At 61.2% G+C, this 11842-nt stretch carries 10 protein-coding genes; 7 read left to right on the forward strand and 3 right to left on the reverse strand.

Going from position 1 to position 11842, the window contains the following annotated elements; all coding sequences use genetic code 11:
- Window positions 1-13: 13 nt before the first annotated feature.
- On the forward strand, window positions 14-484 hold the full coding sequence (locus tag VZC39_RS08890; RefSeq protein ID WP_349922030.1) for a glycine zipper 2TM domain-containing protein: 471 nt from the start codon (window positions 14-16) through the stop codon (window positions 482-484).
- A gap of 103 nt (window positions 485-587) precedes the next feature.
- Here VZC39_RS08890 and VZC39_RS08895 read toward each other — a convergent pair whose 3' ends face one another.
- From VZC39_RS08895 to ald, 3 genes are all read right to left on the reverse strand, one after another.
- Complete coding sequence (locus VZC39_RS08895; protein WP_349922031.1) at window positions 588-1829, reverse strand: diguanylate cyclase; 1242 nt, start codon at window positions 1827-1829, stop codon at window positions 588-590.
- 57 nt (window positions 1830-1886) lie between these two features.
- Complete coding sequence (trxB, locus tag VZC39_RS08900; protein ID WP_349922032.1) at window positions 1887-2837, reverse strand: thioredoxin-disulfide reductase; 951 nt, start codon at window positions 2835-2837, stop codon at window positions 1887-1889.
- 175 nt (window positions 2838-3012) lie between these two features.
- The gene (gene ald / locus VZC39_RS08905; protein WP_349922033.1) at window positions 3013-4128 is read right to left on the reverse strand and encodes an alanine dehydrogenase; all 1116 of its coding nucleotides are present in this window, start codon (window positions 4126-4128) and stop codon (window positions 3013-3015) included.
- 150 nt (window positions 4129-4278) lie between these two features.
- On the opposite strand from ald, the gene lrp reads away from it, so the two are divergent.
- The 6 genes from lrp to VZC39_RS08935 all read left to right on the forward strand — a co-directional run bounded on the left by lrp (window position 4279) and on the right by VZC39_RS08935 (window position 11827).
- Window positions 4279-4770, forward strand: a complete 492-nt coding sequence (gene lrp, locus VZC39_RS08910; protein WP_005300047.1) for a leucine-responsive transcriptional regulator Lrp — start codon at window positions 4279-4281, stop codon at window positions 4768-4770.
- Between the two features lie 195 nt (window positions 4771-4965).
- Complete coding sequence (locus VZC39_RS08915; RefSeq protein WP_434667669.1) at window positions 4966-7464, forward strand: DNA translocase FtsK 4TM domain-containing protein; 2499 nt, start codon at window positions 4966-4968, stop codon at window positions 7462-7464.
- Window positions 7465-7532: 68 nt separating this feature from the next.
- Window positions 7533-8141: an outer membrane lipoprotein chaperone LolA gene (gene lolA / locus VZC39_RS08920; protein ID WP_434667672.1), complete on the forward strand. Its 609-nt coding sequence runs from the start codon at window positions 7533-7535 to the stop codon at window positions 8139-8141.
- Window positions 8142-8211: 70 nt separating this feature from the next.
- The gene (locus VZC39_RS08925) at window positions 8212-9549 is read left to right on the forward strand and encodes a replication-associated recombination protein A (RefSeq protein ID WP_349922036.1); all 1338 of its coding nucleotides are present in this window, start codon (window positions 8212-8214) and stop codon (window positions 9547-9549) included.
- 302 nt (window positions 9550-9851) lie between these two features.
- Window positions 9852-11147: a serine--tRNA ligase gene (gene serS / locus VZC39_RS08930; RefSeq protein ID WP_349922037.1), complete on the forward strand. Its 1296-nt coding sequence runs from the start codon at window positions 9852-9854 to the stop codon at window positions 11145-11147.
- A 188-nt stretch (window positions 11148-11335) separates the two neighbouring features.
- Window positions 11336-11827, forward strand: coding sequence for a CvpA family protein (locus VZC39_RS08935; RefSeq protein ID WP_349922038.1), 492 nt, complete (start codon window positions 11336-11338; stop codon window positions 11825-11827).
- Window positions 11828-11842 lie beyond the last annotated feature (15 nt).

Raw genomic sequence — 11842 nt, forward strand, 5'->3', positions numbered from 1 at the left:
CAGAGGTTCACAGATGAAGGCCATTCTCCTGATAGTATCCAGCTTGCTCTGCTTTGTCACGGCAGCCGCCTGGGCTGCGCCTTATGAGCGCAACACGGCGCGCCCCGTGGATCAGGTGGTGTTTGGCCAGGTCGATACGGTGCGCAACATCACCCAGCGCCAGATAGTGGAGTCCGAGCACAGTGGCTGGAAGACCCTGGGCGGCGCCGTGCTGGGAGGTCTGCTTGGCAACCAGTTTGGCGGTGGTCACGGGCGGGAAATTGCGACCGCCGTCGGGGCGCTCGCGGGGGCGGCAGCGGTGCAGCACTACCAGTCTGACGACAGCGTGGTGGAAAACAAACTGGTGGAGCTGCTCATTCGCAACGAGCAGAACGGCCTCATCAACGTGATCCAGGATTACGATCCGGCCATGGTCTTTGCGAGCGGTGACAAGGTGCGCATTCTCTATTTCAGCGACGGGGTGCGGGTCGACAAGACCTATTGAGCGGCTGACTGTGGCCAAGCAGAGATAAAGAAGAAGGGAAATGAACCCGGCGCCGCAAGAGAGCGGGCCGGGCGGGACTACACGGAGTGCCTTGGCGAGACGCTCAGGCTTCCTGACACACTATCTTGTCGCGACCGGTGTTCTTTGCCAGATAGAGCTGGCGATCCGCCTCGGACAGTGCTTCATCCATGGAGAGCCGCCCGACGTTGATGACGCCAAAACTGGCGCGCACGAACAGCGGGGTCTCCCGGGAGAGGGGTTGCTGGCGCATCTGCTGGCGCAGACCTTCCAACCGCTTGAGCAGCACGGGTACGGTGCAATGAGGCACCATCAGGGCGAACTCCTCGCCACCGAAGCGGGCGATCATGGCATCGGGGAAGAACTGGGCGAGCAGCCGGGTCAGATGGCAGAGCAGCTGATCGCCGATGGCGTGACCCCAGTGATCGTTGACCTGCTTGAAATGATCCACATCGAGTACGCAGAGGGAGAGCTGCGTCTGCTGCTGTTGGTGCTCCTCGAACCACTTCTGGCCCTCGTTGAACCAGTAACGCCGGTTGTAGAGCCCGGTCAGATAGTCGCGGTTGGCCGACTCCTGAATGTTGTTGAACTGCTCGAGGGCCTCCAGATTGTGGCTGACCCGGCATTGCAGCTCCTCGGGCTCGAACGGCTGGTTGAGAAAGTCGTTGGCCCCCTGCTTGAGGTAACGGGCCGAGAGGCCGCGCTTGTCCGACACCGAGATACCGATGATGGCGAGCTGCTGCTTGCTGTAGCGCTCACGCAGCATGCGTACCAGGCTGATGCCGTCGATCTCCGGCATGTAGTAATCCACCAGTACCAGCCGGATGGCCGGGTGCTGCTCCAGCAGGGTCAGGGCATCGCGGGCGCAGTTGGCTTCGTGCACCTGCAGCAGTTGCTTGCGCAGCTGCGCCATGGTGCGGTGGCGCGAGGTAAGGGAGTCATCCACCACCAGCACCTCGATGGCCTGATTGAGGTAGAGGCGATGCACCAGGCTCACGGCGTATTGGAGCGAGTGACGGGAATCCTTCATCACATAATCCAGCACTCCGGCCTCCAGCCAGGCTTCCCGCTTCTCCTCGCTGATGTCGGCGGTGAGGATCACCACCGGCAAGCCCTGCTCCAGCAGTACCTTGACCGCTTCTCCACTCGGGGCATCCGGCAGAGTGAGATCCACTAGGGCCACCACATACTCTTCTCCTTGGCAGTGGCGGGCGCCCGCCAGGGTATCGAAGGCATCCACTTCCAGCCCGGTTTGCTGGGCGATGGCCTGGATCAGCATCCGGCGGATCGTCAGGCTGTCTTCGACTATCAATATTTTTCGCTTCATCCGGCTCCTTAAAAAGAAAAGGGCATGCCTCTTGGCATGCCCTTTATATCCTTGCGCTTATTGCGCGTCCAGATATCGCTCAGCATCCAGGGCCGCCATGCAGCCCGTGCCGGCGGAGGTGATGGCCTGACGGTAGACGTGATCGGCCACGTCACCGGCGGCGAAGACTCCCTCGATGCTGGTCTGGGTGGCAAATCCCTCGAGACCGCCACGTACCTTGAGGTAGCCATTCTCCATCGCCAGCTGGCCGGCGAAGATCTGGGTATTGGGCTGGTGGCCGATGGCGATGAAGACCCCCATCAGCGGCAGCTCGGTGGTGCTGTCATCGCGGGTGCTGCGCAGGCGTACACCGGTGACGCCCATTTCATCGCCCAGCACCTCGTCCAGGGTCTGGTGGGTGTGCAACACGATGTTGCCGCTCGCTACCTTGTCGTGCAGGCGCTTGATCAGGATCTTCTCGGCGCGGAACTCGTCGCGGCGATGGATGAGGTGCACCTTCTTGGCGATGTTGGCCAGATAGAGGGCCTCTTCCACGGCGGTGTTGCCGCCGCCGACCACGGCCACTTCCTGATTGCGATAGAAGAAACCATCACAGGTGGCGCAGGCGGAGACGCCGCGACCCTTGAACGCCTCTTCCGAGGGCAGACCCAGGTATTTGGCGGAGGCACCGGTAGCGATGATGAGCGCATCGCAGCTGTATTCACCGTTGTCGCCCTTGAGGCGGAACGGGCGCTGGGTCAGTTCGACCTCATTGATGTGGTCGAACAGGATGCGGGTATCGAATTTTTCGGCATGGGCCTGCATGCGCTCCATCAGGGCCGGGCCGGTCAGCCCTTCCGCGTCACCTGGCCAGTTTTCCACTTCCGTGGTGGTGGTCAGCTGACCACCTTGCTGCATGCCGGTGACCAGCAGGGGATTGAGGTTGGCGCGGGCGGCGTAGACGGCGGCGGTGTAGCCTGCCGGGCCGGACCCCAGGATCAGCAGTTTGCTGTGAGTGACTTGGCTCATGATGTGATTTCCGAGACGTGATGAGTTTGCGCGATTGTAGGTAATTCGTGATCCGGGGTCAAAGGGCGGTGCATCGATTGTGGCAATCGCCTTGAAAGGGGGGAGGGGGCAGGAAAAGAGCCATAAAAAAACCGCCCATCGCGGGCGGATTTTCACTCATCGACTCGGCGGGCGATCAGTTCAACAGGGTCAGGGGATCGGTGTAGGCCAGGTTATGCGCCTCGGCCACTTCCCGGCAGGTGATCTTGCCCGCCATCACGTTCAGGCCGTGCAGCAGGTGGGGATCGCCGAGCAGCGCCTTGCGATAACCCTGATCCGCCAGCCGGATGATGAAGGGCAGGGTGGCGTTGTTGAGGGCCACGGTGGAGGTGCGGGCCACGGCACCCGGCATGTTGGCCACACAATAGTGCACCACCTCATCCACGATAAAGGTGGGATCCTGGTGGGTGGTGGCGTGAGAGGTTTCCACGCAGCCACCCTGATCGATGGCCACATCGACGATGGCCGAACCCGGCTTCATGCGCGCAATATGGTCACGGCTGACAAGTTTTGGCGCAGTGGCACCGGGTACCAGTACACCGCCGATGACCAGATCCGCTGCCAGGATGTGGCGCTCCAGGGTCTCGCGATTGGAGTAAACCACCTTGGCTGCGCCCTGGAACTCGCTGTCGAGACGGCGCAGGGTGTCGATGTTGTTATCAAGGATGGTGACGTCTGCGCGCAGGCCGATGGCCATGCGGGCCGCGTTGGAGCCCACGACCCCGCCACCGATGATCACCACCTTGGCCGGTTCCACGCCGGGCACGCCACCGAGCAGCACACCGCTACCGCCACGGGATTTCTCCAGCGCCTGGGCGCCGGCTTGAATAGACATGCGTCCGGCCACCTCCGACATGGGGGCCAGCAGGGGCAGGCCGCCACGGGTATCGGTGACGGTTTCGTAGGCGATGCAGACCGCGCCGCTGTCGACCAGTTCCCGGGTCTGGGCCAGGTCTGGCGCCAGATGCAGGTAGGTGAACAGGGTCTGGCCCGGGCGCAACATGGCACGCTCGACCGCCTGGGGCTCCTTCACTTTGACGATCATCTCCGCCTTGGCGAAAACATCGGCAGCAGAGGCCAAAATTTCGGCGCCAGCAGCCAGATAATCTGCGTCAGTGAAGCCAATGCCACTTCCTGCCCCGCTTTGCACGAAAACAGTATGGTTTCGTGCTGTTAGTTCACGTACACTGGCTGGAACCATGCCTACGCGATATTCATGGTTTTTTATTTCCTTAGGTACACCGATAATCATGCTATCCCTCGTCTATCGATTGGTGGTTTATGTTGCCAATGTGTTAAGCAACATTTGCGCCTAGTATATTCAGGTATTGACAGGATTTGTGACCATTATTATAAAATGACTGGTGATTCTTACCAAAAAATAGCCAAAGGATGGAATTAAATGATGGAAGCTAAGAGTCGGCTGAAGGATTTGGACAGGATTGACCGCAACATTCTGAACGAACTGCAAAAGGACGGCAGGATTTCGAATGTTGAGTTGTCCAAGCGAGTTGGCCTGAGTCCTACACCGTGTCTTGAACGGGTTCGTCGCCTCGAGCGACAAGGTTATATCGAAGGATATGCCGCCATTCTGAACCCTCATTATCTTGACGCGTCCCTGCTGGTATTCGTGGAAATTACCCTCAATCGTGGTGCTCCCGACGTGTTTGAACAGTTCAACAAGGCTGTTCAGGTACTCGAAGAGATCCAGGAGTGCCACCTGGTCTCCGGCGATTTTGACTATCTGCTCAAGACCCGTGTTAGCGACATGTCGGCTTACCGCCGTCTGCTTGGGGAGACGCTGCTGCGCCTGCCCGGGGTCAACGACACCCGCACCTACGTGGTGATGGAAGAGGTCAAACAGAGTAGTCGTCTGGTGATCAGCACCCGCTAAGGTGGGTTGTGCTGTGACTTGCTTGTTCAACGACGAGTCACGATAGTCAGAAACGAGCGGCTGGTCCGCTCGTTTCTTCTTATCACCTGGTGATAACCATGGCCGCCCACAGGCACAGGCTGACAATCGGTGGGCTTTTCAGGGATACTAGGCCACCTATCCCCGCATTACTCGTTTTCAGAAAGGAGCCGGAGTTTGGCCGACAAAAAGCTGTTTACTCCTTTATCAGGTACCCAACGGATCTTCGAGGCCGTCTTGATCGCCATCACCCTGATGGCTGCCTATCTCTTACTCGCCTTGTTGTCCTATCACCCCGCCGATCCCGGCTGGTCCCAAACCTCCTGGCAGGGGGATGTGAAGAACCTGGCGGGCAGTGCCGGTGCCTGGCTTGCCGATATCACCATGTTCACCTTCGGTGCCTTCTCCTATCTGGTTCCCCCTCTGGTCGTCTTGCTCGGCTGGAGCCTCTTCTGGCGCCCGAGCAAACTGCTGGAAGTGGACTATCTCACCCTGTCGGTACGCATCATCGGCTTCGTATTGACGGTGCTTGGCATGTCGGCCATCGCCAGCATGAACTTCAACGATCTGCAAAACTTCTCCGCCGGCGGCCTGGTGGGGGACGTGATCGCCTCCGCCGTGGTGCCGCTGTTTGGTGGCGTTGGTGCCAACCTGATGTTGCTCTGCTTCGTGGCTACCGGCATCACCCTGTTTACCGGCTGGTCCTGGCTTACCATTGTCGAGCGCATCGGTGCGAGCTGCACCGGCAGCGTCAGCGCCATCTACCATTTCCCCACCACCCTGGGTCGCTGGCTGACCGATGGCTGGCGCCAGCCGCGCATGGAGGGGCCGGATCCCTTGCTGGAAGGGGGCCCGAGTGGCGTCAATCTCGATGACGAGGATGAGCCCCACAGCAGCTGGACCCGTCGCCCCAAGGCGGTCGGCAAGGTGCAAAAGACAAGATCTGACGAATACCTGCCGGAGCTGGACGAGGATACCTTCCAGTTCGATCCGCAATTTGACGACGATGATGACGCGCCAGCCCCCGCGGCCAAGGCCAAGCGTCCGGCCCGTGCCCAGCCGCAGCTGGCCAACGAAGAGGAAGATGATCTCGATCTGCCCTGGGCGGATGGAGATGACGAACCCGCGGCGCCTGTTGCCGCCGCCCCCGCGCCCAAGGCCAAGCGTCGCCCGCAGCCCAACATGGCACCCTTGCCGAGCCTGGAGCTGCTGGACCGTCCCCCTGCCAAGACCCAAATGATGAGCAAGGACGAGCTGGATCGCATGGGCCGCCTGGTGGAAGCCAAGCTCGCCGATTACAACGTGCAGGCCAAGGTGGTCGGCGTCTACCCGGGCCCCGTCATCACCCGCTTCGAGCTGGACCTGGCGCCGGGCATGAAGGCGAGCAAGATCACCAACCTGTCGCGAGACCTGGCCCGCTCTTTGTCTGCCAGCAGCGTGCGGGTAGTGGAAGTCATCCCGGGCAAGACCTTCGTCGGCATCGAGTTGCCCAACCGGGTGCGCCAGACCGTCTACCTGCGCGAGACCCTGGACTGCGAAGCCTTCACCGGCAGCCACAACCCGCTCACCATGGGTCTGGGTCAGGACATCGCCGGTGAACCCGTGGTGGTGAACCTCGCCAAGATGCCGCACCTGCTGGTGGCCGGTACCACGGGCTCGGGCAAGTCGGTGGGGGTGAACACCATGATCATCTCCATGCTCTACAAGTCCTCCCCGGAAGATCTGCGCTTCATCATGATCGACCCCAAGATGCTGGAGCTGTCGGTCTATGAGGGGATCCCTCATCTGCTGACCGAGGTGGTCACCGACATGAAGGATGCCGCCAACGCCCTGCGCTGGTGCGTCGGCGAGATGGAGCGTCGCTACAAGCTGATGTCGGCGGTCGGGGTGCGCAACCTCAAGGGCTACAACGACAAGGTGCTGGCGGCCGCCGCCGAAGGAGAACCCCTGCTGGATCCCCTGTGGCGTCCGGGCGACTCCATGGATCAGATGCCGCCCGAGCTGGTGAAGCTGCCCCACATCGTGGTGGTGGTGGACGAGTTCGCCGACATGATGATGATCGTCGGCAAGAAGGTGGAAGAGCTCATCGCCCGTATCGCCCAGAAGGCGCGGGCCGCCGGTATTCACCTCATCCTCGCGACCCAGCGTCCGTCGGTGGACGTGATCACCGGCCTCATCAAGGCCAACATCCCGACCCGGATCTCCTTCCAGGTGTCGAGCAAGATCGATTCGCGTACCATCCTGGATCAGGGCGGTGCGGAATCCCTGCTCGGCATGGGTGACATGCTCTACATGCCGGCCGGCACCTCCAACCCGACCCGGGTGCACGGCGCCTTCGTCGATGACCACGAGGTCCACAAGGTGGTGGCGGACTGGAAACTGCGCGGCGAGCCGGATTACATCGACGAGATCCTCTCCGGTGAATCGGACGGCGAGGGGAGCGGTGGCGACTACGGCGGTGGTGGCGACGAGGAGCTCGATCCCCTGTTCGACGAGGCGGTGGCCTTCGTGGTGGAATCCCGCCGCGGCTCCACCTCCAGCGTGCAGCGCAAGTTCAAGATTGGCTACAACCGGGCGGCCCGCCTCATCGAACAGATGGAGAATCAGGGCATCGTCAGCTCCCCCGGCGGCAACGGCCAACGGGACGTGCTGGCACCGCCCCCGGTACGCGACTGACTCTTCATATCATCCTGGCCATGTCTGCGGACATGGCCTTTATCTGGCCCTCTGACATGGGAATCGTGATGAAAAAAGCATTGTTGATGGGTTCTGTACTGCTGCTGGCCAGCAGCCAGGTCTGGGCGGATGCCGCCAGCGATCTCAAACAGAAGCTGGCGGGTGTCAGCCTCTTCTCCGCCAAGTTCTCCCAGGTGGTCTATGACAGCAAGGGCAAGGAGCTGCAGCGCGCCGGTGGCGACCTGCTGGTGCAACGCCCCAATCGTTTCAACTGGCACACCACCACCCCGGACGAGAGCCTGATCGTGGCCGACGGCAAGGATGTCTGGATCTACGATCCCTTCGTCGAGCAGGTCACCGCCCTCAAGTTGAAAGACGCCGTGCTCAACACCCCCTTCGTGCTGATCGCCGGCAACGACGACGCGCTCTGGAAGAACTATGAAGTGACCCAGCAGGGGGACGTCTACACCGTCACCAGCCGCAACAAGGACGAGCTGATAGCCTCCTTTCGCATCACCTTCGACAGACAGAACAACATCAACCGCTTCGATGTGAAAGAGGCCCAGGGGCAGTGGAGCGAATTCACCCTGAGCAGTTTCAATCGCAAGCCGGCGCTCAAGGGCAATGAGTTCGTGTTCAAGGCACCGAAGGGCGTGGCGCTGGACGACCAACGCTGATGAGCGGGAGCAGGCCGCCGCCCGGTGTTTCATCGGGCGCGGCCTGCTCCCCATTGGACGAGTAACCCTGATGAGCAATTTATCCCTGGATTTTTCGTCGGACTTTCGCCCGCTGGCGGCCCGCATGCGGCCGCAGAACCTGGATCAATACATCGGCCAGCAGCATATCCTGGGGCCCGACAAGCCCCTGCGAAAGGCCATACTGGCGGGCCACTGCCACTCCATGATCCTCTGGGGGCCCCCCGGCACCGGCAAGACCACCCTCGCAGAACTGATGGCGCACTACTGCCAGGCCGAGGTGGAGCGACTCTCGGCGGTCACCTCCGGCATCAAGGAGATCCGCGCGGCCATCGACAAGGCCAAGGAGAACAGCTGGCGCGGGGTGCGCACCATCCTGTTCGTGGACGAGGTGCACCGCTTCAACAAGAGCCAGCAGGATGTGTTCCTGCCCCACATCGAAGACGGCACCATCACCTTCATCGGTGCCACCACCGAAAACCCCTCGTTCGAACTCAACAACGCGCTGCTCTCCCGGGCCCGGGTCTATCTGCTGAAAAGGCTGGAAGAGGCGGACATCCTCGCCATGATCGATCAGGCGCTGACCGATCCCCGCGGCCTGAGTGATCCCGGCCTGCACTTCGCCCCCGGGGTGAAGGAGGCGTTGGCCAAAGCCGTGGACGGGGACGGGCGCAAGTCCCTCAACTACCTGGAGCTCCTGGCCGACATGGCCGAGGCGAACGGAGCGGGGGAGCGGGTTATCGACAGCAGCCTGCTTGCCGCCGTGGTGGGGGAGCACGTGGCCCGTTTCGACAAGGGGGGCGATCACTTCTACGACCTCATCTCGGCGGTGCACAAATCCATTCGCGGCTCGGCGCCGGATGCGGCCCTCTACTGGTATGCCCGCATGGTGAGTGCCGGTTGCGATCCCCTCTATATCGCTCGCCGACTGCTGGCCATCGCCTCGGAGGACGTGGGCAATGCCGATCCCCGTGCCATGCAGGTAGCCCTGTCAGCCTGGGATTGCTTCCATCGCATCGGCCCGGCGGAAGGGGAGCGGGCCATCGCCCAGGCCATCGTCTACCTCGCCTGCGCCCCCAAGAGCAACGCGGTCTATGTTGCCTGGAAGGCGGCGCTCAATGACGCCAGAAACCTGCCGGACTTCGAGGTGCCGCCCCACCTTCGCAACGCCCCCACCAAGCTGATGAGCGAACTCGGCTACGGCGCCGAGTACCGCTACGCCCACGACGAGCCCGGCGCCTATGCCGCCGGCGAGAGCTACTTCCCGCCGGAGCTCGCCGGCAAGCACTACTACCAGCCCACCGATCGGGGTCTGGAGAAGCAGATAGGGCAAAAGCTCGATTATCTGCGTGAACTGGACAGTCAAAGCCCGAAAAAACGGGATAAATAAGTCGTTTCAATGAGGCAGGGCAGTGCAATGCGCCGATGGGCGGTGCGAAGTGCCGCCCCTGTCGTAAAACTTGCGAAAAACGACCCCATAACGCCCTGTTCGGGCGGGGGGGCGGTCTGCTACACTGCCCCACTGACCCCGTTGTCTTGGCTCGGTGCCATCTTCTTGATTTTGAAGGCTGGAAAGATCCAACTTTCTTCTTAAAGACGACTGGGGTACGCCAATCGATATTAACTTCCTGATCTGTTTTCTCGCCAGGGCCATGCCCCGGGCTCAGATCTCATTAAAAAAGTAGGTAAACCATGCTGGATCCCAAATATCTGCGCAGCGATATCGCCGAAGCTGCCGCTCGTCTGGCGACACGTGGCTACGTCCTGGACGTAGCGGCTGTCAATGCTCTGGAAGAGAAACGCAAGGATCTGCAGTCCCGCACCCAGGAGCTGCAGGCCGAGCGCAACGCCCGCTCCAAGTCCATCGGTGAGGCAGCTCGTCGTGGTGAAGATGTGGCCCCGCTCAAGGCACAAGTCACCCTGATTAACGAAGAGCTTGAGACCAGCAAGGTTGAACTCGAGGCGCTGCTGCGCGACCTCAAGGCCATCTCCGACGCCATCCCGAACCTGCCGAGCGATACCACCCCGGTGGGCCGTGACGAGAACGACAACGTGGAAGTGCGCCGCTGGGGCACCCCGCGCGCCTTCGATTTCCCGGTGCGCGATCACATCGATCTCGGTGAAGCGGCCAAGGGCGTGGACTTCAAGAACGGGGTCAAGCTCTCCGGTGCCCGTTTCGTGGTGATGAAGGGTCAGATTGCCCGCCTGCACCGCGCCCTGGCGCAGTTCATGCTGGACTTGCACACCCAGCAGCACGGTTATACCGAGTGCTATGTTCCCTACCTGGTGAACCCGGACAGCCTGTACGGCACCGGCCAGCTGCCGAAGTTCTCCGAAGACTTGTTCAACACCGGCATCAACGGGGAAGGGGACGAAGAGGGCCACGTGCGCAAGTTCTCCCTGATCCCGACCTCCGAAGTGCCGCTGACCAACATGGCCCGCGACGAGATCTTCGACGAGCAGGACCTGCCCATCAAGATGACTGCCCACAGCCCCTGCTTCCGCTCCGAAGCGGGCTCCTACGGCCGTGATACCCGTGGCCTCATCCGCATGCACCAGTTCGACAAGGTCGAGATGGTCCAGCTGGTGCACCCGGAAAAATCCTGGGATGCCCTGGAAGAGATGGTGGGTCACGCCGAGAAGGTGCTACAACTGCTGGAGCTGCCGTATCGCGTGATGGCGCTGGCCACCGGCGACATGGGCTTCTGCGCCGCCAAGACTTACGATCTGGAAGTCTGGCTGCCGGCTCAGGATACCTACCGCGAGATCTCCTCCGTCTCCAACTGTACCGATTTCCAGGCCCGCCGCATGCAGGGCCGGGTACGCATCGACGGCAAGCCCCAGTTGCTGCACACCCTGAACGGCTCCGGCCTCGCGGTGGGTCGTACCCTGGTGGCGGTGATGGAGAACTATCAGCAGGCCGACGGCCGCATCGCCATTCCCAAGGCGTTGCAGTCCTACATGGGTGGTCTGACCCATATCGGCTAAGCCGAACGCCGTAATGACAACGCCATGGCAGTGCCATGGCGTTGTGCATTTGGGCGCGGCTCAATCGTTTTTAGCGCTGCAAAACAGGGCTCTATCGACGCTGTAGTGAAGCTTTAACACAATTTTATCAAGCATTGCGCAATCGTTTTTGTTAGACTGCGCCGCAATTTCGCAGGACACCCGTTTCTATGGTCTGGATTGATTACGCCATCATCGGCATCATCGGTTTTTCCGCCCTCATCAGCCTGGTGCGCGGCTTCGTCAAGGAGGCCATGTCCCTTGTCACCTGGTTCGTCGCCTTCTTCATCGCCAGCCATTTCTATTCCGATCTCGCCGTCTATTTCACCTCCTTCTCCGACGCCCTCGTGCGCAATGGCCTGGCCATCGCCGCCCTGTTCGTGGCGACCCTGATCCTCGGCAGCGTGGTGAACTATGTGGTGGGGCTCCTGGTGGACAAGACCGGCCTGTCCGGCACGGATCGGGTGCTCGGCATCTGTTTTGGCGCCATTCGCGGGGTACTGATCGTCAGTGCCCTGCTGTTTTTCATGGATACCTTCACCAGTCTCTCCCAGAGCGATTGGTGGGCGGCATCCAAGCTGGTTCCCGAGTTCAAACCGGTGATCCAGTGGTTTTTTGGGTTCATACAGAGCTCATCGAGTTTCATTCAACCGGTACAGTGACTTCGAGGTAGCAAA

Source organism: Aeromonas sp. NJAU223, from assembly GCF_051125555.1.
In the GTDB taxonomy this organism is placed as follows: Bacteria; Pseudomonadota; Gammaproteobacteria; order Enterobacterales; family Aeromonadaceae; genus Aeromonas; species Aeromonas veronii_G.